Source organism: Luteolibacter sp. Populi, from assembly GCF_040801775.1.
GTDB lineage: Bacteria > Verrucomicrobiota > Verrucomicrobiia > Verrucomicrobiales > Akkermansiaceae > Haloferula.
Genome location: NZ_CP161812.1, coordinates 2,323,007 through 2,345,007, shown reverse-complemented (window position 1 = coordinate 2,345,007; position 22,001 = coordinate 2,323,007). Strand labels below are relative to the sequence as shown.

Here is a 22,001-nt window from a genome sequence, read left to right as displayed (position 1 = left end):
TCACCCGATAAACCGGATCTTCCCCGGCTTCACTGGCAGATCCCCGCGCGCCATCGCCGCGTGCTGCTCATCGCTACAGGCGGAATTCGTCGGCGCATCCGCCTCGGCATCCGTCTCCTGCAGGTAGCCGTTGGCCAGCATCCACTTCTCCACATCCTCACCCGAGACATCCGGCAGCATCTGCCCGTCGATCACCACACAGGGCGAGAGCCCTTGGCCGCTGCGCTGCTCCATCTCCCAGCGGAAGGCAGGGTTCTTGATGATGTCCTTTTCTTCGAAAGGCAGCTCGTACTTGCGCATGATCGCGCGCACGCCTTCGCTCCAGCCGCAGAAGGTCTTCAGATAGGCGGTGATTTCCGGTTCGGCCTTGCTCATGGCGCGCACCATAGCCGCGACTCGCCCCGCGGCAAGCCCGGGGATACCACGACTTGCCACTTCCGCCGGACCGCGGCTACCGTGGGGCATGCGCCGCCTGCTCGCCACCCTGCTCCTCGCCACCCTCCCGTGCACCGCCTGCATCTGGGACCGCGACACCCTCAAGGAGGCGGCGGAGGCGGACGGCAAGCTCGATACCGTCAAGTCGATCACCGGCTGGTTCAACCGCTACCCGCCCCTCTACTATGAAATGCGCCTCGAGCGGATCAGCGCGGATCTCGCCGCCGATCCCAAGGCCCTGGAGCTCTACGACGATGCCGGCGTGGCCTGCGACCGCCTGGGTCGCTACGACGAGGCGATCCGCTGGATGGAAAAGAAAAAGGCGCTCATCGATACCCTGCCCGCGGACCAGACCAAGACCGCGCGCTATCGCCACCTCGCCAATCTCGGTTCCTTCCTCGGCAACCGCTGGGCCACCCGCCCCGCGGACCAGCGCAAGGCCGACCCCGCGGACCTCAATGCCGCCATCAAATCCATCGAAGAAGCGATCCAGCTCGATCCGGATGCCCACCTCGGCCGGGAGAAGTATCAACTGCAGCTCTTCCAGTGGCTGGCCGCCGGCTACAACGACAAGGCGCAGGAAGAGGACAAGAAACTCTGGAACTTCCTGGCGATCGCCCCCGGCGGGGCGACCCAGGCAGGCGGCCCCGGCGAGGCGAAATTCCGCGAGATGGAGAAGGGCATCGCCAGCCTGATCCAGCTCGGCAGCGCTTGGGAAAACCTCGACGTTTTCGCGGCCCTCGGTGCCGTCCTCAATGGCGCGGGCGCGAACACCCCCAGCCTCCTCGCCAGCCTCCGCGTGGAAGAATTGAAGAAGAGCGGCCGCAGCACCCTCTACCCCGTGCCGGAGCGCGTGAATGCCGAAACCGGCATCAACGCCGGCGACTTCAAGCTTGCGACTGCCTGGTATTTCAAGACCCGCCTCGCGTCCCAGAAGCGCAATCTCGCATGGCTCGTCTACCAGAAGGAGCGCTTCGCCAAGGGCGAGCATCCGGACACCCACCCCGACTTCTGGAAGGCCTGGCAAGAGCCAGCCTTTCCCGCCCTTCCGGAGGACGAGTGAAGCGCGGCAGATGAGGTGGGCCTCCTTCGCGTTGCCGGTGGCACGGACGGCTCTACCGCTGGGGGCGCGGAGCCTCTGGCCCGCAGAATGGTCCCTTGCCGCGCTGATCATATGAAGGGGATGTAGTCGCCAGCAAAGGCGCTTTCCGCTCGACATCATCGTTTCCTGCGCAGTCCCTTCGCGTGAATTTCACGGAAGCGCCGCCCGCACCGCTTGATCCTCTGCGGGGGATGCCGCTAGATTCGTCTCGTGGCGGAACGTACCTCGCGCTTGCCGATGGACCTGGCAGCCCCACTGGGACCGCCGGGCACCGCCCGGCAGAACGGTCCCGTGCAGCTGTCTCCTCTTCCCGGTCCGCAGCATCAAGACGGCGCTTCCCATTCCACCCTGTCGCTCTCAGCTCGAAGCCAAGAAACAAGGTCACGCCTCGACCGTGGGCCAAGTGATCACGGACTGGAGATCATCAGTGGCAGCAATGGGAATCTCCATGCCTCCCGAATCCGTAAATCCGTTCAAATCCGTCCAATCCGTGATGATTGCCGGTAGTCCTATAAAGTCCTATCAATTCGGGAAACCGGTCCCGGTTCAGCCGCCCGCCGCCGCTCTAACAGCCGGCCCCTAACCCGCCATGCTCCGCCTCCTCGCCATCTTCCTCCTCGCCATCCTCCCGGCAAGCGCCTGCCTGTGGGATCGCGATACCCTCCGGGATGAAGCCAAGGGCAAGCTCAACACGGTCAAGGCGATCACCGGCTGGTTCGACCGCTACCCGCCGCGCTACTACGAGGTGCGTCTGGAGAGGGTGACCAAGGAACTCGAAGCGAAGCCCCGCGATCTCAATCTCTACGACGATGCCGGCGTGGCCTCCAGCCGCCTCGGTCGCCACGACGAGGCGATCGCATGGATGGAGAAAAAGAAAGCCGTGCTCGACGCCCTTCCCGATGGCGGACCGGCAGACGATCGCTACCGCTATCTCTCGAACGCGGGCACCTTTTACCTCATCGGCTGGATCGTGAAACCGGAGCCTGAAAGAAACGCCGATCGAGGCGACCTCCAGGCATCCGAGTCCTTCATCGCCCGGGCACTTGAAGTGAATCCGGATGCCCACTTCGGCCGGGAGAAGTTCCAGCTCATGCTGATCCGCTGGCTGCTTGCCGCGCCGGAAGAGGTCCTCGCCGGCGGCGGAGATCCGAATTTTCTGAACATCATCGGCGCCCTTGCTTTACCGGGCAAAGACGTCTTCCCGAGTTCGGAATTCACCTATGAAGAGGCACGGAAGGGCATCGTCGGCCTGATCCAACTCGGCGCTGCGTGGGAGAGCGTCGATGCCTCCCAAGCGCTCCAGATGTGCCTTCATGGCGAGAAGAATGCGACCATCGCCTATCTTGCTTTTCTCCGGCACCGCGAGCTCAACGGGATGGGAGCGGTGTCGCTTCATCCTTCACCGGAGGTCCGGGAAAAAGTGGTGGCGAGATTTCCCGGCGGACTCGAAGCCACCTCGGAAGTCGACAGCTTCTACCGTAAGGCCCGCACTGCTGCCGACAAGCGGGAGAAGGCATGGGTCGCGTATCAGGACGAACGTTTCGCGAAGGGGATGCATCCCGACACCCATGCGGATTTCTGGAACGGCTGGAAGGACCCGGAGTTCCCCGAACTGCCCGGCCCGACACTCTACCAATATGCCCAGAAAAACCCGACGGCCGCGCTTGCCGCTCTGGTCACGGTCCCCATCCTGGCGGCGATCGGATGGTTCGTCGTCAGCAGGAAACTGAAATCCAATCGGGAGACGCGTCGCGCCTCCGCACCCGCATGACCCGCCCGCGCATCAGCATCAACTTCGCCATCTCCGCGGATGGCAAGATTTCCAGCGCGGCCAAGCGGCCCTCCGGTTGGACTTCGGCGGCGGACAAGGCGCGCTTCAAGAAGCTGCGCGAAGGAGCCGATGCCTTGATGGTCGGCCGCGGCACCCTCGAAGCCGACCGCATGACCATGACCGCCCCCGGCGATCCCTGGCGCTGCGTCGTCTCCCGCAGCGGGAAATTCGATCCCGGCCACCCGCTCTTCCACACCCCCGGCGGGCCGATCCATCTGCTCGCCACGGCAGGCCAAGCACCTGCGATTCCCGGCACGACCGGTCACGGCAGCAGCCTCGCCGACTTTCTAACAAACCTCGCGAACTCCAGCATCCGCCACCTCCACTGCGAAGGGGGAGGGGAGCTCGCCCGCGAACTCGCCGCACTCGATGCCATCGACGAGATCCATCTCACCTGGGCCGGCCACACGCTTTTCGGGGGCCGTGGAGCGCCCACCATCAGCGGTGTTCCGGGAGATTTCCTGCCCGCCTCCCGAGAATACGAATTGGTGGAATTCGATCCACACCCCGATACCGGCGAGTGCTTCCTCAGCTACCAAAAGGTAGTCCGCTCAGTCCCCTGAGCGGATGAACGGTTCCCGGCAGCTTTCGTCGGCCCGCGTCACGAACCTCCCCGAAACGCTCAATGCTCCGGCTTGTGCTCCGGCGCTTTGCCGTGCTCTTCCGTGTGCTTTTCGCCGCCTTCGTGCTTCTCACCGGAATGTTCGGCGTGCTCACCATGGCCGGCACCGTGTGAGCCGTGGGGCTCATGAAGCTTCTTCACCTCATCCCAATCATGACGCTCGCAGGACACGGAGCTGAGGAAAAGTCCGGCGGCTGCGGCGGCGAAGAGCGTGGTCAATTTCATGCCGCGCCGGGTGTAGGCCCATCCCCCGGCGATGGCAAGCGAAGGCTTTTCCTGCCTTTTTACTTCGATGTTCAATGTTGGACGTTCGATGTTCAATGTTCGTCTCAAACCCACCTCGCAATAGCCCCCGCCGCCCGCAAGTGAGCTCCGGTCCCGCCGAGCTTCCCCGCCGTCGCCAGCAGTTTCTCCCGCGTCTCCTCGCGGAAAGCCTCGTCGCTAAGGAAGCGCGCCATCGATTGCTCGACGTGCAGGGGATCGGCCTCGGACTGGATGAATTCCTCCACCACCTTGGCGCCCGCCAGAATATTGATCAGGCCGATGTATTCGATCTTCACCACCGCCTTCGCGACCAGGTAGGTCGGCCACGCCACCTTGTAAACCAAGCAGTAAGGCAGCCCGAAGTAGGCCGCCTCCAGGGTCGCGGTGCCGCTGGCGACCACCCCGCAGGTCGCGCGCTGCATCAGATCGTGTGCACCGCCATCGCGGACCGTCACGGCAATCTTCGCATGGTCGGCCATTTCGCGCATCCGGGCGGTCAGCTTCGCCGACGCCCCGCAGGCTTCGAAGCGGATCTCCGGGCGCTTGAGGCTCAGGCGCTTGGCCGCTTCCAGCATCACCGGGAAAAGCCGCGCCACCTCGCGCTCGCGGCTGCCGGGCAGCAGCGCCACCAGATCCTCCTCGCGCTCGTCCAGGGTCCGCTCTTCTTCCAGTTCATCCACCAGCGGGTGGCCGACAAAGGTCGTCTTCAGCCCCGCGCCCTCGAAGATCGGCTTCTCGAAGGGGAAAAGGCACAGCATCTCATCGAGCAGGCGCGCCATCTTCGGCAGCCGGCCCTTGTTCCAAGCCCAGACCTGCGGACTGATGTAGTAAACGATCTTGGTCTGCGGCAGCGCCTCCTTCACCGCCGCGGCGAAGCGCAGGTTGAAGCCCGGGTAGTCGATCAGCACCAGAAGCTTGGGCCGCAGGGCGATGACTTCCGCGAGCATCTCCGCGAAGCGCTGCTTGAACCAGCCGTAGCGCTTCAGCACCTCCCACAGGCCCATCACCGCGGCGTCCTCCACCCAATCGCGGATTCCCGGTCCGGCGGCGGCACGCATCTCCGGGCCGCCCGCGCCGTGGATTTCCAGCTCAGGGCGGATTGCCCGCAACGCGCGCAACATCCCCGCACCGTGGGTGTCGCCGCTCACTTCTCCCGCGATGACATACAAGGCCACGGCCATCTGGCGCGGAGTAAAAGGCTCCCCGCGGGCAGTGCCAAGTGCCAATGGCGGAATTGATCGGCCCGTGCCGTTAGAGGCACCGGGGGTGGTGCCCCGGACGGCACGCCACCCGTAGCCCCGAACGGCACGCAAAGGTATTCCCTCTTAAGGGTACCCCCTGAAGAAATTTCCCACAAATGAGGAAAAGCAGTGGCGGGCTGAGCTTGGCACTAGAAGGTTTCCGTCCGGATGTCCTAGCTTGGGGCTTGGCAACGCCACTTCGTCATTGATTTCGCCATCCCCGGCTCCTTAATCGCCGTCCGCACCCGTCACGCCACATGGCTGAAGATTCCATCGAAACCTCCCGTCCGCTCGCCGAAATTTCGCACGGCCCCTCCGCCTTCGAGGCCTTCCTCGACCGCAATACGAAGGGCATGGTCGTCGCGGCCATCCTGCTCGCGATTGCCGGCGGTGCCGCCATTGTCGTCCGCGGCATGAAGGAGGCCGCGCAGGAAGAAGCCGGCGGTGCCTTCTCGAAGGCCACTACCGTCGCCGAGCTTCAGGAGGTGGTGAAGAAATACCCGGACAGCCCGGCTGCCGGCAGCGCCAGCATCGTGCTCTCCGACAAGCAGTGGGAAGCGCAGGACCAGGATGGCGCGATCGCCACGCTGCGCGACTTCATCGCCCGCGAGCCCGAGCATCCCGGGATTTCCTCCGCCAAGGCCAGCCTCGCATCCCGCCTGCTCCAGCAGGGCAAGACCGGCGAGGCCGAACCGCTTTTCCGCGAACTCGCCGATAGCCCGAAGAGCCGCTACCTCGCGCCCTACGCCCTGATCGCCCTCGGCGACATCGCGAAGGCGGGTGGCAAGCTCGACGAGGCCGAGGAGTCCTACAAGAAGGTCCAGGAATCCTACGCCACCAGCCCCTTCGCCAATCTGGCCGCGACCCATCGCCGCCTGCTGCGCTTCAAGGCACCCGCCGAGATCGAGCCGCCTGCCGGGACGGCCCCGGCCCCCGGTGCCGGCCTGAGCCCCGGTGGTATTCCATCTCTGACCACGCCTTCCGTGGAGTTCCCGACCCCTGGGGCGCCTACCGGTCCGATGGCCGATATCCTGACGGGTGGCAATCCGGTCCCTCCCGCCCCGGTGGAGGAGGAGCCGAAGGAAGAGCCGACTCCACCGCCCGCGGTTCCACCGGTGACCCCGCCGCCTTCCGAGCAGCCTGCACCGCCCCCGGCTGAGCAGACTCCGCCGCCTTGAGGCCTGCGGGAAATTGCGCAGAATGCCCCTTGATGGGGGGAATGAAATTGACTTTAAACCTCACTGTAGTCCTATTCCACACGTCGCCATGAGCAATAGTTTCGGATTTCGCAAATACACCGGTGCCAAGCCGGGTGATGAGCCCGCCGCTCCAACTCCAGCCGCCCCGGCTCCGGCCCCGGCGACTCCTTCCTACTCTGCCCCGGCTCCTGCAGCGCAGAGCTATGCGGAACCCGCCGCCATGAATCCTTCCACTCCATCCGCCGCCCCACAGCGGGCCGTCGGCCCGTCCCGCAACGTCCTGAGCTCCGATGTGGAGATCAAGGGCATCGTGAAGTTCACCAATGACCTGGTCGTGGACGGCCGGATCGAGGGTGAGATTCACTCCGAGGGCAACCTGACCGTTGGCGAGAACGCCCGCCTGAAAGCCGAGATCAAGACCGGCACCGTGGTCGTCTACGGCAAGGTGCACGGCAACATCATCGCCGCCGACAAGGTCGAGCTCAAGGCCAGCGCCGAAGTCGTCGGCGACATCAAGGCCAAGACCCTCTCGATCGAGCCCGGCGCGATCTTCGTCGGCAAGTCGAATGTCGGCACGCCTTCGACTCCCGCCGGTGCCAGCAAGCCTGCCGCTGCTCCAGCCTCCGCTCCCGCCAAGTCCGAGCCCGCCGCCAAAAGCGAGCCCGCCAAGACGGCCGAGCAGCCGAACCTGACCGGGGTGAATCCGTAAGGGTTGCTCCGGCTGTCTGACTGACTTTTTCAAGCCCGCCCGGTTCTGCCGCGGCGGGCTTTTTCTGCAGCGAAAACCTCTCAAGGTAACGGAAGGAGCCCCAATTCCACTAAGAATTTGTTGTGCTTCTTCTTCGCCTCCCGGATCGCCTTCTCGCTATCCACCAGTTTCTGATGAATATCCGCCAGCTTGATCTCCTCGTCCGCAACCGCCGTGCTAATGTAGCGTGAGATGTTCAGGTTGTAGCCGTTTTCCTCGATCTCCTTCATCCCAACGCGCCGGGCATAGCGTTCGATGGGCTTCGCGGGGCGTTCGCGGTAAGTGTCGATGATCTTATCGATGTGCTCGTCGAGCAGGACGTTCTGGCGCTTGCCTTTCTCGAAGTGCTCGGCGGCGTTGATGAAGAGGACGTCATCCGGCTTCTTGCATCGCTTCAGGACCAGGATGCACACCGGAATCCCGGTGGAGTAGAAGAGATTCGTCGGTAGGCCGATTACCGTGTCGATGTGGCCGTCCTTCAGCAGCTTGGTGCGGATCCGCTCCTCGGCCCCGCCGCGGAAAAGCACGCCGTGGGGCAGGATGATCGCCATCACGCCCTCGTCCTTCAGGAAATGGAAGCCGTGCAGCAGGAAGGCGAAGTCGGCGGCGGACTTGGGCGCGAGGCCGTGGCTCTTGAAGCGCACGTCATCGCCCATGCTCTCGCCCGGGTCCCAGCGGTAGCTGAAGGGCGGATTGGCGACGATAGCGTCGAAGAGCGGTTTCTTCGCGGGGTTCAGCTCGCGGAGGATGTCCCATTCATTGAGCAGTGTGTCGCCGTGATGAATTTCGAATTCGGTGTCCTTCACCCCGTGCAGCAGCATGTTCATGCGGGCGAGGTTGTAGGTGGTGATGTTTTTCTCCTGGCCGTAGATCTTGCCGATGGTGCCGCCGGCTTCCTTGATGCGGTGGCGCACGTTGAGAAGCAGCGAGCCGGAGCCGCAGGCGAAGTCCATCACGCTGTCCAGCCGCTTCTTCGGCCCGGTCTTCGGCTCCTGGCTATCGAGCGTGACGATGGCGGAGAGGATGTCGGAGATGCGCTGCGGGGTGTAGAACTCACCGGCCTTCTTCCCGGAGCCGGAGGCGAATTGGCCGATGAGGTACTCATAGGCATCGCCCAGCGCATCGATGTCGGTGGAGAAGTCGGCGAGTCCTTCGGCGATCTTCTGAATGATGTTGCAGAGCTTCGCGTTCCGATCGGTGTAGGCCCTGCCGAGCTTCGGGGAGGCCAGGTCGATCTCGGAGAAGAGTCCCTGGAAGGTGCTCGCAAAGGATTTCTCCTCGATGTATTTGAAGCCCTCCTGGAGTGTGTCCAGCAGCCTCCCGTGCTGCGTGCGCGCCATGTTGGCGATATTGCTCCAGAGGTGGCCGGGTCGAATGATGTAATGCACCTTCCGGCGCATCTGCTTTTCGAAGACCTCGGTATCACCCGGATTTTGCAGATACCATAGCTGCAGCGGCGTGCTGATCGGAAGACCCACCTCTTCAGCTCCGTCCTCATCAGCCTGCTTCTTCTTTTTCTTCTTGGCCTGGAGCTCTGCTGCTCTCATTTCCAAGATCCGCTCCCTTTCTTGGGCGACCTCGCTCTCACTCGGGTAGTCCTTTCCCAGCTCCTTCTTCGCGGCCGTCTCGTAGTTGTCGGAGAGGTAGCGGAGGAAGAGGAAGGAGAGCATGTAGTCGCGGAAGTCATCCGCATCCATCGCCCCGCGTAGTTTGTCGGCGATGCCCCAGAGGGTGCTGCCCAATTGCTTTTGAATCTTTTCGGTCATCCTTTATTCTTCTTCCGTCTCCAGATTCCTGCGGGCCTCGATTTCCTCACGATCCTTTTCCAACTCCAGCCGCAGCTCCTCCTCGCTGGGCAGCACCAGCCGGTATTTGCTGGCGAAGAGCTGCTCGCTGCCATCGAGCACGGAGTAGCGCACCACGGACTGATCCTTGCTGCCGCAAAGCAGGATGCCCACCGTGGGATTGTCGCCATCGTTGCGGCGCAGGTCGTCATACATCCGCACGTACATGTCCATCTGCCCGATGTCCTGGTGTTCCAAGTGGCCGGGTTTGAGGTCGATGAGCACGAAACACTTCAGGAGGTAATTGTAGAAGACCAGATCAATGTAGAAGTCCTGCGTCTCGGTGCTGATGCGCTGCTGGCGCGCCACGAAGGCAAATCCCTTGCCGAGCTCCAGCAGGAACTGCTGCAGCTTGTCCATCAGCGCGGCTTCCAGATCCGCCTCCAGCACGCGGCCCGTATCCGGCAGACCTAAGAACTCCAGCACCACCGGATCCCGCACGAAATCCCGGGCGGACAGCTTCTCCGGAGGCTCCCCGGGGACAGGCATTCCCGCCTTGTCCTTGCTGGAGAGCAACCGCTCGCAGGTACCTGGCTTCCGATCTGGCGCTCCAGCGTCCGCGTGCTCCAGTTTTGTCCGGCGGCTTCCTGCACATACCACTGCCGGGCCGGGGTGGAATCCACCCGGAGAAGCAGGCGGTAGTGGGTCCAGCTCAATTCTGGACGCAGCGCGTCTAAAATTGGAAAGCCCAAGTAAAACTGCTTCATCTTGTGGAGGTTGGATGCGTCGAACCCTCTCCCGAACTCGGCCGTCAGCTTTTCGGCCAGCCGCGGCAGCAGCTTGGCTCCATACTCCGCCCGGGCTGACCCGCCCTGCTCGAATTCCACGATGTGTCGCCCCATCTCCCAATAGGTCCGCACCTGCTCGGTATTCGCGGCGCTCAGCACCTTCTGCCGCGCTTGCAAGATCAGGCCTCGCAGCGCCTCCAGCAATGGCGCTGCTCCTTCGGTACGGCCAGATGACCGGGAAAGTTCCTGGTTAGGTTCTGTCATCGCCGGTGCTTATGTTGGCGGTGGTTCTCCAATTCGCGACGCACTGTGTCACAAATTGAAACCGGGCGAAATCCCGCCCGGCTCATGCCTCCACCTCCTCCGGCGCTGGGAAGAGCTGCTGCATCAGAGCCTTCTTGTGGAGCTTGAGGGCGTCGAGCTTCTGGGTCGCGGCGGTGACGAGGGTGTCGAGAGAGGAGAGGCAGTCGGCGATGCGTTGTTGTTCGGCTGGCGAGGGGAAGTGCGCTTCCATCTCAAGAATGTCGGCCCTAGAAAGACCGGGGATTAAATTGCCCGAGCCTAAATCCTCAAACCGTGTCTTCTTCGTCAGAAGAAACTGAAAAATAAAGCGGCTTGAGCCCTGTTTGGAGCGAATGGCCATGAGCTGCCGCCCCATTGCGACCGCAGGAAAGGTCGAATACCAAACTTCCCCAACCCCACTTCCTTTAACTGTTATGAGGGTGTCATCCGGTGCAGCCATATTTGCTGATCGTTTGGTCCACTTTGTGATGCTTTTGATCTCGTCTGTGTAATCAGAGGGTCCGGAGAAATAGGGAACATCTCCGGCTGGACTATATTGTTCGGGCGGAAGATGCATCCCTGAGATCAAATCAATTTCAGAGGAAAGCCGTTTTGGCTCCCACTCCTTTTTTTTCCGGAATTCCCGGAAGCGGAGGCGGGGTCGGGTCTCGCCTTCGCGGGGGAAAAGTTCCTGCATTAGCCCTTTTTTATGGGTCTTGAACTCTTCCACTTTCCGCGCTTGAGCCGCGATCATTTCGTCCACCGAACTCAGGCACTCAGCGATCCTTTGTTGTTCCGCAGGTGTCGGACACAGCAAAGGGATACGAGCAAAATTATCGTAGTACAGGCGTAAGCGATCTTTGGTGAGACCCCGTGAGTGAGATGTCAGCAGGAGCAGTGTCTCGGGCAATTTGAACAAGAATTGAAAGAAAGCCGGGTCAGCGTCTTTCCGGGGTGCAAGCACGATATAGGCAGGGCTTACCAAGCAATCTACTGGCGCGACGCCCGACGCGCCCTGCCACATTCGCATCATGTTGTAGGCAATGTCATTCTTGCACGCCTTCTTATTGCCTGAAGCGTCTTCGATGTCGTAGAAGTTCCGATCGATCGAGTCGCGTTTGACCATGCCGTTGTGCGTCGTGACCGAATAAATAGGAAGGCCTTGCTCGCCCTTTGTAATTCGGTTCGCAAATAGTGATCCCGCCTTCCTCTTCACCCACCCCTCTCGCCGGAACTGCGGAAACCGCAGCTTTGGCACGAGTGTGGCTTTGCCCTCCCCCTTCATGCCGATGCCCGTGGTCTTCGCCGCCGCCTTCCCCTTCGCCTTGCCTTTGCCCTTACTGCTCATACGCATTGAGTCCTGAGATGTCGCGGCCTTGGGCGCGTTCGGTGAGGAGAGGGTGCAGATCTTCCATGAGAGCGGACTCGGCTTGGGCGCGGGCTTTCCAGTCCAGGTCGAGCGAGGCGAAGATGTCCCCGAGTTGGTCGGCATCGAAGATCATGCGGTCAAGCGTGCCGGCAACGAAGGCCTGCAAGGCGGCGGAGGCGAGGCCATGCTTTTCCGCGATTTCCACCAACTCGCCGGCTTCCTTGTCCCCCTTGAAGCGGAGGTAACCGGCGCGAATGGTTTGCTCGGTGACACCCTTCACCTCCTTCAGCGAGTCGATGTAGGCGATGATATCATCGCTATCGTCCATCAGGTTCGATTGTCCACGGATCAGCGAGACGAGTTCATCGCGGGTCATCTTCACCTTGCCCGGTGCCTGATTGGCGAAGCGGGCAATGAGCCCCATGATGTAGTCGTAGTCGATGAGGGCGGAGGCGAAGAGGACGAACTCGAAATCGATCTGGTCGACTATCTCATCGCCCGGCGTCCCGAGATCACCGTCTCTGCCCTGTAGGGCCTTCAACTCCTGGGACTTTTCCAGATACATGCCGCGGAAGCCGCGGTGCTGCTCCTCCGGCAGGACTTGCTCGATGGCCTGCTTGTTCTCCGCGGTGAGGTCGGTGTATTGGTCGAGCTGGATCTTGAGCCGCTGCACTTCCTTGAAGTGCTGGATGAAGGCGGCCTTGGCATCATTCCCCTTCAGATTCGCCACTTCGTGGGGCGCGCATTCGAGGCCTTGGGCTTTCATGAAGTCGTCCAGCTTGTGCACGGCTTCCTCCAGCTTCTGGATGACGACGGGTGCCTTATCGACTAGCCAGATTTGCCGTGCCTGTTCATTGGTCTTCTCCCCGGAGAAGAGGGCGATGGCGGCATCCACAGCCTCCTGCTGTTGGCGGAAGTCGAGGACATTCCCGTAGGGCTTGCTGCCATTCAGCACGCGGTTCGTGCGGGAGAAGGCCTGGATCAAGCCATGGTATTTGAGATTCTTGTCGACGTAGAGCGTGTTCAGGTACTTCGAGTCGAAGCCGGTGAGCAGCATCTCGACCACGATGGTGATGTCGATTTTTTGCGCGTGGGGGTAGTCGGCATTCGGCCACTGCTGGTCCTTGATGCGCTTCTGCACATCCTGGTAGTAGAGATCGAACTGGCTGATGGTGTGATTGGTGCCGTAGCGGGCATTGTAATCGGCGAGGATGGCCTTGAGCGCGGCCTTCTTCCCCTCCGGGTCCTCCTCATTGTCGGCCTTTTCCTGTGGCAAGTCCTCCTGGATCTGGAGCACGTCCTGATCTCCCTCCGCGGGCGGGGAGAAGACGCAGGCAATATTCAGCGGCTTGAATCCGAGATCGGCCGCCTGCCTCTCCGCCTGCGTGGTCTTGAGAAGGCTGTGATACTCGATGGCGTCATTGATTGACGCGGTGGCGAAGATGGCATTGAAGCGGCGCTGGCCGGTGGCGGCATCATGCTTCGACAAGATGGCCTCAATGACGGCCTTCTTTGCAATGTCTTCGCCGGGCTTCTGCTTGGGCTTCGGCTTTGCTGGCTTCTTGCCCGTGTCCGCTTCATCCTCCTTCGGCTTGTAGTAGTCGACGTGGAAGCGAAGGACATTTCCGTCATCGATGGCATTCGTGATGGTGTAAGCGTGGAGCTCCTTTTGGAAGAGGTCCTCGGTGGTCTGCAGTGAGGCCTGATCGCCTTCGATCCGGGTGATGGTGGCGTTCTTCTCGAAGATGGGTGTGCCGGTGAAGCCGAAAAGCTGGGCCTTCGGGAAAAATTCCTTGATGGCCCGGTGATGCTCTCCGAACTGGGAGCGGTGGCATTCGTCGAAGATGAAGACGATGCGCTTGTCGCGGAGCGGCTCGAGCAGTTCCTTGTAGGTGGGCAGGTCGTTCTTCTTCCGCTGCTTGTTCCGCTTGCTGGTCTCGTCAAGCGCGAGGCCGAGCTTTTGGATCGTGGCGACGATGACCTTGTCGGCGTAGGCATCCGAGAGCAACCGGCGGACGAGAGCGGCGGTATTGGTATTCTCCTCGACGCAGCCTTCCTGGAATTTGTTGAACTCTTCCCGGGTCTGGCGGTCGAGGTCCTTGCGATCGACGACGAAGAGACATTTCTCGATGTCGGGATTGTCCTTCAGCAGGGTGGCGGCCTTGAAGGAGGTGAGCGTCTTCCCGCTGCCGGTGGTGTGCCAGATGTAGCCATTCCCGCTATCGTCGTGGATGCAGTCGACGATGCGCTTCACGGCGTAAACCTGGTAGGGGCGCATCATCATGAGCTTTTGCTCGCTGGCGATGAGCACCATGTAGCGGCTGATGGTCCGGCCGAGCGTGCACTTTGGCAGGAACTTCAGAGCGAATTCGTCGAGATGGCTGATCTTCTTGTTCTTCTCGTCGGCGAACTCGTAGATGGGCAGGAAGCGCTCCTCGGCATTGAAGGAGAAGTGGCAGGCGTTGTTGTTGGCGAAGTAGCGCGTCCTGTTCTGATTGCTGACGATGAAGAGCTGGAGGAAGCAGAGGAGGGTGCGGGTGTAGCCATTGCCGGGATGGTTCTTGTACTCGACGATCTGCTCGATGGCGCGGCGCGGGACGATGTTGAATTTCTTCAGCTCGATTTGGACGGAGGGGATGCCATTGATGAGGATGAGGGCATCGTAGCGGTGGTGGCTGTTGTCGGTATTGATGCGGAGCTGGTTGACAACCTCGTAGGAGTTTTTGCACCAGTCGCTGATATTGACGAGGGTGTAGTTGAGCGGGGTGCCGTCGTCGCGGGTGAAGTGATTGATTTCGCGGAGGGTTTTCGAGGCGGCGAATACATCATCGGTGACGATCTCATCTAGCAGCCGGGCGAATTCGCTATCGGTGAGGCGGACGCCATTGAGCGCCTCGAACTTTTCGCGGAAGTTGGCTTCAAGCGTCGCCCGGTCGCGGATGTCCCGACGGTAGGTATATTTGAGGTCGCAAAGCTTCCCGATGAAACCGCTTTCCACATGTTCCTCCTTGAGCCTGGAAGAATGGCGGTCGGGGTCGTGTTGGTAGGAGGTCATGCGGGGAGCGGGTGAAGCCTAACGGGACGGGAAGGGGAGTGAAGAACGAATATGCGTAAGGGCGGGCCTCGGTGGGACGAGCCTTCAGCCCTTGGCTGCTTGTGAATCCGAGCCCTAGGCCTCGCGGCCTAGGCTGGTATGGAGCGGGCCTATGGCCCTGAAGATGAGGGGGGCTTTGGAGGGGCTATCGAGAGCAGGGTGCTTCTGGGGCTGTTGGTGGTCAGGCATTTCCACCTCCATAGTTGCCCGCTCTGCCAGTCGGCTCTAGGGTCGCGGCATGCCCGCAGCCGCCCTTGATTTGAAGGAAACCATTCTTGCGCTGAAGAAGGAGCGCAATGCCGTGATCCTGGCCCACAATTACCAGACGGGGGACATCCAGGACATTGCGGATTATGTGGGGGATTCGCTGGGGCTCGCGTACCATGCGAAGGAGACGGATGCGGATGTGATCGCGTTTTGCGGGGTGCACTTCATGGCGGAGACGGCGAAGATCGTGAACCCGGGGAAGATCGTGGTGCTGCCGGACAAGGATGCGGGTTGCTCGCTGGAGCAGTCGTGCCCGGGGCCGGAGCTGGAGGCCTTCCTGCAGGCGCATGCGGAGAAGAATTACTACGTGATCGCCTACATCAATTGCTCGGCGCACGTGAAGGCCCTGTGCGATGTGATCTGCACGTCGGGCAATGCGGTGAAGATCGTGAACAAGGCGCCGGCGGACCGGCCGATCCTCTTCGTGCCGGATGCGAACTTGGGGGCCTGGGTGATGGAGCAGACGGGCCGGAAGATGGACCTGTGGCAGGGGTCTTGCTACGTGCACGTGGAATTCACGCGGGCCTCGATCGGGAAGATCAAGGAGGAGTATCCGGAGGCGCTGGTGGTGGCGCACCCGGAGTGCACGCAGGCGGTGCGCCTTTTGGCCGATGAGGTGTGCTCGACGGAGAAGATGATCGCTTTTTGCCGGGATGCACCGGTGAAGGACATCATCGTGGTGACGGAGAGCGGGATGCTGCACCGGCTGCGGAAGGAGTGCCCGGACAAGAACCTGATCGCGGGGCCGACGGACCGCTGTGCGTGTGCGGATTGCCGTTACATGAAGATGAACACGCTGCAGAAGCTGCACGATTGCCTGGAGCGGCTGAGCCCGCAGGTGGAGATGCCGGAGGATATTCGCCGGAGGGCGGAGGTGCCTTTGCTGAGGATGTTGGAGCAGTCGAGGTGAGAGGCGGAATTACTAATTACTAAGCACTAATTTTTAAACGGGGTGCCGCTGCGCGGGGGGAGGGGCGGAGGAATGCGGACGCCGAACGTCCACCGCCGAGCGCCCAATGATGAATCGCGACGTCGCTATCCATTCCACCTGCGGAATATTTTGAGCCGCCGGGGTGGCTTCTGCGGGGCAGAGCCTCCGCGGTCCCGGGGGCAGGCATGGGGCGGAGGCGTTGGGGGTGGCTTCCCGTTGCAGCGCCGCTCGCAGCAGGCTGCATCGGGACAGCGGCAGCAGGCTGCACGCAGTCCACGGCGGCGGGGCCGCGGAAGGCACTTCGGCGGGGGAGGAAGGCGAGCGCCAGACGCCCAATGATGGGTCGCGACGTTGCTATCCATTCCACCCGCGGAATCTTTTGAGCCGCCGGGGTGGCCTCTGCGGGGCAGAGCCTCCGCGGTCCCGGGGGCAGGCATGGGGCGGAGGCGTGGGGGTGGCTTCCCGTTGCAGCGCCCCTCGCAGCAGGCTGCATCGGGACAGCGGCAGCAGGCTGCGCGCAGTCCACGGCGGCGGGGCCGCGGAAGGCACTTCGGCGGGGGAGGAAGACGGACGCCGAACGTCCAATGTTGAGTCGCGACGTCGCTATCCATTCTACCCACCGGAATCTTGTGGGCCGGGGTGGCCTTTGCCGGGCGGTGCCACGGCGCTCCCAGTGGGCCGTCCGTGGGAACTGGCATTAGGGTGGCTTCCCGTTGCAGCGCCCCTCGCATCAGGGCTGCATCGGAACAGCGGCAGCAGGCTGCACGCGCTCCAAGGCGGCGGCACCGCAGACGATGGCGGGCTTGAAGGGTGGCTTCGTCCGGCTGAAGGCGGGACTACTTGCCCTTGGTGGCGGGCTTTGAGGGACCGTAGGGCGGCTTGAGAAGCCGTGCTCCCAACCCTTTGCCGGGGCTCTCAGGCGACCGCCCGGATGCCGAGGGGGCGGAGGGGCATGGCTTGCTCGAGGCGGCGGAGGAAGGGCACGCAGAGGAGGAGGCAGATGGAGGCGAGGCCGGCGATGCCGAGCATCATGCGGGTCTCGTCGGGAACCCGCAGGGGGGCGACTTCGACGGGATCGACGTAGATGAGGGCGGGGAGGGGGCTGCCGTCCGCGGCCCGGCTGCGGTGGGTGCGGTAGGCTTCCGCTACGGCGAGGACCGTGCGGCGTGCTTCCTCGGCGCGGGCGCTGCGGGCTTCCACCTTGATGAGATTCGCCGCGGGGCCCTGGGCCACGGTGATGCTTGACCAGAGCAGGTAGGCGGCCATCGGGTCGGCGTCGCCGCCGGCGAGAGCGGTTGCGGCGGGGCCCATGACGCCTTCGGACTTCAGCTCGTGGAGCGCCGCATTGCCTGGCTCCACCCGCAGCAGCACGCCGCTGTGATAGGTGGCCGGGGTGACCCAGGCGATGCCCGAGCCGAGCAGCCAGATGGCGAAGGGGATGCATGCTACTGCAACCGCGATGGCTACCCACTTCAGTGACGTCCAGCGCGTTGCCGTGCTTTCTTCCTGTGCGTGCGCCGGGATTGCGGATGCCGTCTTGTTAGGAGCCATTTTCCCTCTCAGACCCGGATGACTCAACTTGGTTCAAAAAACGCATAAAATACTGATCAATAATCGCGTATAATTAATAAAACTTAAGCAAATGAGGTGAGTGATGGTGGGTCGTTTGATGAGGCGCTCAGCGAGGCGCGGGCTATTGGAGCCCCGTCCGGAGCGGAGCGGGGCGTCGCGTTCGGGCGCTCGCCGGCCGGCTATTTGGTGGTGACGGGGGTGTGCCGGGTTTGCCACGAGAGTTTTTCATCCACCCGCGAACGCAGCCAAAGCGGCATCGTGCCCGGCCCGTTACCCGCATCTCCATGGCCCTTCACCGATGGCTCCACCGCTGGGAGCGCGGAGCCACTTGAGTGGTTTCTCAGTGTCGTGGGCACGGAAGGGTCGGCAGCCGGGCGACGGCGCTTTCCATTACCATCGTGATGGATCGTGCTGCCGGGGCGGCTTCTGTGGGGCAGAGCCTGCGCGGTGCCGGGCGCTGGCGCGTCAGACGACACGCGATGTGGGTAAGGGGGAGGTCGTGCCGCCGCACTCCATAAGCCTTCTTATTTCGCCTCCGTGCGTCCGAATTTCTTGACACTCCCCGTCGGCATGGGCTTTCTTCCCGCCCGCGCCGCAAGGCGCGATCAAAGCACCCGTAGCTCAATTGGATAGAGCGTCTGACTACGGATCAGAAGGTTAGGGATTCGAGTTCCTTCGGGTGTACCACTTTACAAAGCCCTGCAACCGAAACGGTTGCGGGGCTTTTTTGTGTTTGGATTCGGGCGGGCCGACGCCGTGGGGCGATGGGTCTTCGTTCCAGGCCCTCATCATCTGGAGTTCCCCTCACCACCCCGGAGTTCCGCGACCGTGGGACGGCCTTGGTCCGGTGAAAGCCCGTCTTGAGAGGACAGGGTCCCTTTCCGAGCGGTCGATGGCGGCGACCGGGAGTGAAACGATGTTTGGGAGGCTTCAGGCCGTCCCCAGCCGGACCTTTCGGAGAAAGGTCCCTGCCTGCCTGCCTGCCTGGCGTGCGAGCACTACTTGGATGGCATCGCCGAGCCGCCGAGCAGGAGGTCGAGATTGTAGCGGAGGCCTGCCGAGATGGCGGTGGCGTCGATGGGCTCGGGGCCCGCGATGCGGGCGAGGAGATCGCGCTTGCGGGTGTCCTTGGTCTCGGCGGCGGTGGCGATTTTGGAGTCGAAGGAGGCGAAGAGCGCGCTCTTCATTTCCGAGATGGGATCCGAGGGGCGAGCTTTCTCCGTGGCGGCGGAGGCGGGGTCTTTTGAGGGGGCTGCGGCTTCCGGTGGGGAGGGCGGCGAGATCAGGCCCGTGTCGAGTTTCTGGCCGCGGGGGCTGCCACTGATGCGGGTGCCTTGGAGCGTGCCATCAGGGGCGGTGGTGACTTCGAGATCGAAGGGGACTTCCGCCCATGAGTTCGCGGCGTGGAGCACGGTGACCCGCAGGACGGTATTGCCGTTTGTGTCGGTCGTCTTGATGGGCTTGAGGGTGCGATAATTCGAGCCGTTCAGGGAGTAGCGTGCCGAGCCATCGCGATGCCAGCCATTCAGGTGAACTCCGAAGGCGGCTTCATCGAATGCCGATGCCTGCGCAAGTGTGGCGGCAAGAAAGAGGCAGAGTAGCAGTTTCACGAGGAGGGAAATTGTTAGAACGAGAGGCGCGCGCCGGAGTGCCAGATCCAGGCGTCGGTATCGAAGCCGCTGCCGGCATCGTCCTTCAGAAGGACATGCTCGATGCCGTTGGTGATGGTCAGCTCGTCCTTGTAGACGTGGAGATTGGTGCCGAAGTAGAAGGAGTGATACTCGTCCCCGACGAAGACCGGCGATGAATCGAAATAGGGGTCCGAGCCGACGCCCATCCCGCCGACCAGGCCGCCCTTTTGATCGGAGTCGGCGAAGTGGTAGCGGCCGACCACTTGCAGGGTTCCCGGCAGCAGCCAGTAGCTCGGCGTGAGGGAAACGCCCCATGCGTCGGTATCGCCGCTGGCGACGATGAAGTCACCGGCGAAGGAGAATTTGCCCTGTTCGATCTCGACGCCGGTGGAGAACAGGTGGCGGAAGGCCGGGTTGTTCTTGATGAGCTGATTGCCGTTCGCGGAGCGGCGGCCGGCGACATCGTAGCGCGGGATGGCGGGGTTGTTGTTGTCGTCGAAGTTATAGATGTAGTCGGCATGCCAGCGGGTGCGCAGGCCGCCGCCCTTGCTGCTCTTGCCGGCTTCCTCATAGGCCAGGTTTGCCACGAGGAAGCCATTGCCCTGGATGCTGGGAATGTTGGAGTCGTTGTCTCCCGAGAAGAGGCCGAGTCCCCAATCCCAGGTCGGGGTATCCTGGCCGATCATGATCCCGAGGGTCGAGGCGGGGGCCACCATGTTCACCAGGAAAGAGCGCTCCGGAACGAGGAGGTCCTGCGGCTCCGTCGAGTATTCGATGGAGAAGCGCGGCTTCATCTTGCCGTAGCTGACATAGGCGTTGTCGAAGATGCGGGTGGTGCCCTTCAGGCGTTCGATGCCATTGAAGTTCGAATCGCCGGCGAACTCCGCGACGGCTTCAATCTCGGTATTGCGGAAGGCGCGAAGGCGTGCGCCGAGGCGTGCGCGGCGGGTGCGGGTGCCATCGAGGTCCACCTCCGGGCTGCCGGCTTCCGGGGAGGCGTGGCCCCAGGCGCCGCTCCAGTGGAAGAGGCCGCTAATGGCGAGCTGCTGGACGTAGGGATTCGAAGGGTCATCGAAGAGGACGGCTTTCGACCACACCGGGTCGAGGGGACTGGCCGCCCATTCATCGGAGAGGGGGATGACTTCCTCTGCGGCATCCGCGGCCTTGCCGTCATCGGGGGCGGGGGGCAAGGGTACATCGGTGGCGTTCTTCTTGCCCTCCAGCACGTCGAGGGCTTCGTTCGCTTGAAGTAGTGCCGGGGTGAGGATGAGCGCGCAGCAGGACAGCAGGGTCCGCCGGAGGGAGGGAAGGGGGATTCCAGGGATCATGGGCTTCATTTGGCGGCGGGTGCTTTTTTGCCGGAGGCTTCGGCTTCGGCGCGGTCGGCGGCTTCCCGTTCCTTGCGCTGTGTTTCGCGGTCGGAGGCACGGCGCACGCGGCTGAGGTATTGCTCGAGGCTGGCCTTGTCTCCGGTCTTCAGTGCGACGGCTTTTTCGATGAAGGGCAGGCTTTCTTGATACTGCTTTTCTCGTACGAGGAGTTGGCCCATGCCGAGATTCGCGGCGTAGGCGACGGCTTCCTTTTCCAGCGCGAGCTTGAAGTGAACTTTCGCCTCGCCGAGGGCTTCGCTGCGCTTGGCTTCGTCGGTCTCGTTCTTGGCGACGGTGTCGTAGTGACGCGCCAGCTCGAGGAGGACTTCGGCGTTGCCGGGATCGCGGGTGAAGAGATCGCGCAGGAGAGCGCCGGTTTTTGCGGTATCGCCGGAGGCTTGGTGGATCTTCACTCGCACTAGGTCCATGTCCATCAGGTCCTTGCTGCTCAGGTTGCCGATCTTCGCCACCTTTTCCACGAAGGCTTCCGCTTTCTCCGGGTAGCCGTAGTCGTTCAGGATGCGCGCTGATTTCAAGGCGCGCGGCACGTCGAGCTTGGGGGCCTTCTCGATCGCATCGAGGTAGGCGAAGAGCGCGAGCTGGGCCTCACCCTGCTCCATGTAGAGATTGCCCAGCAGGTTGAGCTCGGTTTCGCTGGCCTGTCCTTTCAAGCGCAGGACTTCGAGGTTCACGGCGGCATCCATCTTCTTGCCTTGGCCGATCAGCGCGTTGGCCTGCTGGAGCCAAAGCTGGCGGTCGTCGGGATTCTCGACGATGAGGGTGTCGAGCATGCTGCATGCCTCGGCCAGCTTCTCCTGCTGCATCAGGGCTTGGGTGAGACCGACCTTCCAATCGCGGTTCTTCGGATCGAGCAGGTAGGCCTGGCGGTAGGCGTTCTCGGATGCCAGTGCATTCTTCTGCTGAAGGTAGCAGTAGCCTAACAGGCCATAGACGCGCGGATTGGTTTCGCCGAGTTCGATCGTCCTCTGGAAGATTGGCACGGCTTCCTCGATCTGATTCTTGGAAATGTAGAGGTAGCCGAGATTCGTGTGCGCGCGACGGAAGCGCGGGAAGCGGCGGATGGCTTCGAGGAAGGCGCGGCGTGCTTCTTCCGTGCGGTCGGAGGAGAAATAAAGATTGCCGAGGACGAAGACCATGGCGGCGCTGATGTCGCCGGGCTTTTTCTCCGGATCGGTGGGAGCTTCCACCTCCTTGATGAAGCGCACGACTTCCTGCTCCGCGGCAATGAACTGGCTCTTCTCGAAGAGTTCGCCGACCTTCCCCAGCAGCGCCTGCTCCTCCGCGGAGACCTTCGGCTCGATGTCCGAGAGGATGCCGTAGCTGCCTACGAGGTCCTTCTTGAACTGCGGATCGCGGAAAAGGATCGCGGGGGCATTGAACGTCTCGGCGCGGGCCTGCATGAGGCCGGCTGCCGTGAGGAGAAGTATGGGGACGAGGGATCGCATCGGGA

General features: G+C 62.5%; 16 protein-coding genes, 1 tRNA gene and 1 pseudogene. 7 read left to right on the top strand and 11 right to left on the bottom strand.

From position 1 onward, the window contains the following. Positions 1–375: a glutaredoxin family protein gene (locus ABWK72_RS09265; RefSeq protein ID WP_367874504.1), complete on the bottom strand. Its 375-nt coding sequence runs from the start codon at positions 373–375 to the stop codon at positions 1–3. A gap of 88 nt (positions 376–463) precedes the next feature. On the opposite strand from ABWK72_RS09265, the gene ABWK72_RS09260 reads away from it, so the two are divergent. From ABWK72_RS09260 to ABWK72_RS09250, 3 genes are all read left to right on the top strand, one after another. Next, positions 464–1,498 (top strand): hypothetical protein, encoded by a 1,035-nt coding sequence (locus ABWK72_RS09260; protein ID WP_367874503.1) that lies wholly within the window; start codon positions 464–466, stop codon positions 1,496–1,498. A 628-nt stretch (positions 1,499–2,126) separates the two neighbouring features. Further along, positions 2,127–3,308 (top strand): hypothetical protein, encoded by a 1,182-nt coding sequence (locus ABWK72_RS09255; RefSeq protein ID WP_367874502.1) that lies wholly within the window; start codon positions 2,127–2,129, stop codon positions 3,306–3,308. Beyond that, positions 3,305–3,931, top strand: coding sequence for a RibD family protein (locus ABWK72_RS09250; RefSeq protein ID WP_367874501.1), 627 nt, complete (start codon positions 3,305–3,307; stop codon positions 3,929–3,931). Before ABWK72_RS09255 ends, ABWK72_RS09250 begins: the two co-directional genes overlap by 4 nt. A 59-nt stretch (positions 3,932–3,990) precedes the next feature. Here the strand turns inward: ABWK72_RS09250 and ABWK72_RS09245 are convergent, their stop codons facing one another. Both ABWK72_RS09245 and lpxB read right to left on the bottom strand, forming a co-directional pair. Further along, a complete protein-coding gene (locus tag ABWK72_RS09245; RefSeq protein WP_367874500.1) occupies positions 3,991–4,215 on the bottom strand; it encodes a hypothetical protein in 225 nt (74 codons plus the stop codon). A gap of 104 nt (positions 4,216–4,319) precedes the next feature. Further along, positions 4,320–5,435, bottom strand: a complete 1,116-nt coding sequence (lpxB, locus tag ABWK72_RS09240) for a lipid-A-disaccharide synthase (RefSeq protein ID WP_367874499.1) — start codon at positions 5,433–5,435, stop codon at positions 4,320–4,322. A gap of 317 nt (positions 5,436–5,752) precedes the next feature. On the opposite strand from lpxB, the gene ABWK72_RS09235 reads away from it, so the two are divergent. Then, on the top strand, positions 5,753–6,673 hold the full coding sequence (locus ABWK72_RS09235; protein WP_367874498.1) for a tetratricopeptide repeat protein: 921 nt from the start codon (positions 5,753–5,755) through the stop codon (positions 6,671–6,673). A gap of 88 nt (positions 6,674–6,761) precedes the next feature. Next, positions 6,762–7,403 carry a polymer-forming cytoskeletal protein gene (locus ABWK72_RS09230; protein WP_367874497.1) on the top strand — a complete coding sequence of 214 codons (642 nt, stop codon included), beginning with the start codon at positions 6,762–6,764 and terminating at the stop codon, positions 7,401–7,403. An 80-nt stretch (positions 7,404–7,483) separates the two neighbouring features. Here the strand turns inward: ABWK72_RS09230 and ABWK72_RS09225 are convergent, their stop codons facing one another. The 4 genes and pseudogenes from ABWK72_RS09225 to ABWK72_RS09210 form a co-directional block, all read right to left on the bottom strand. Then, a complete protein-coding gene (locus ABWK72_RS09225; protein WP_367874496.1) occupies positions 7,484–9,208 on the bottom strand; it encodes a type I restriction-modification system subunit M in 1,725 nt (574 codons plus the stop codon). A gap of 3 nt (positions 9,209–9,211) precedes the next feature. Continuing rightward, positions 9,212–10,278: pseudogene (locus tag ABWK72_RS09220) on the bottom strand (YhcG family protein). Between the two features lie 82 nt (positions 10,279–10,360). Further along, positions 10,361–11,644, bottom strand: a complete 1,284-nt coding sequence (locus tag ABWK72_RS09215; RefSeq protein ID WP_367874495.1) for a restriction endonuclease subunit S — start codon at positions 11,642–11,644, stop codon at positions 10,361–10,363. Next, positions 11,634–14,720 carry a type I restriction endonuclease subunit R gene (locus tag ABWK72_RS09210; RefSeq protein ID WP_367874494.1) on the bottom strand — a complete coding sequence of 1,029 codons (3,087 nt, stop codon included), beginning with the start codon at positions 14,718–14,720 and terminating at the stop codon, positions 11,634–11,636. Before ABWK72_RS09210 ends, ABWK72_RS09215 begins: the two co-directional genes overlap by 11 nt. 277 nt (positions 14,721–14,997) lie before the next feature. Between ABWK72_RS09210 and nadA the strand changes: the two genes are divergently transcribed. After that, positions 14,998–15,936 (top strand): quinolinate synthase NadA, encoded by a 939-nt coding sequence (nadA, locus tag ABWK72_RS09205; protein WP_367874493.1) that lies wholly within the window; start codon positions 14,998–15,000, stop codon positions 15,934–15,936. A 936-nt stretch (positions 15,937–16,872) separates the two neighbouring features. Here the strand turns inward: nadA and ABWK72_RS09200 are convergent. Continuing rightward, on the bottom strand, positions 16,873–17,508 hold the full coding sequence (locus tag ABWK72_RS09200) for a hypothetical protein (RefSeq protein WP_367874492.1): 636 nt from the start codon (positions 17,506–17,508) through the stop codon (positions 16,873–16,875). A gap of 631 nt (positions 17,509–18,139) precedes the next feature. Between ABWK72_RS09200 and ABWK72_RS09195 the strand changes: the two genes are divergently transcribed. Then, a tRNA-Arg gene (locus ABWK72_RS09195) sits at positions 18,140–18,216 on the top strand. Positions 18,217–18,527: 311 nt separating this feature from the next. Here the strand turns inward: ABWK72_RS09195 and ABWK72_RS09190 are convergent. Genes ABWK72_RS09190 through ABWK72_RS09180 form a run of 3 tightly spaced genes read right to left on the bottom strand, consistent with a single transcriptional unit; the run spans position 18,528 to position 21,996 of the window. Next, positions 18,528–19,139 (bottom strand): hypothetical protein, encoded by a 612-nt coding sequence (locus ABWK72_RS09190; RefSeq protein ID WP_367874491.1) that lies wholly within the window; start codon positions 19,137–19,139, stop codon positions 18,528–18,530. 14 nt (positions 19,140–19,153) lie between these two features. Next, positions 19,154–20,488: a porin gene (locus ABWK72_RS09185; RefSeq protein ID WP_367874490.1), complete on the bottom strand. Its 1,335-nt coding sequence runs from the start codon at positions 20,486–20,488 to the stop codon at positions 19,154–19,156. Positions 20,489–20,493: 5 nt separating this feature from the next. Beyond that, positions 20,494–21,996: a tetratricopeptide repeat protein gene (locus ABWK72_RS09180; RefSeq protein WP_367874489.1), complete on the bottom strand. Its 1,503-nt coding sequence runs from the start codon at positions 21,994–21,996 to the stop codon at positions 20,494–20,496. Positions 21,997–22,001 lie beyond the last annotated feature (5 nt).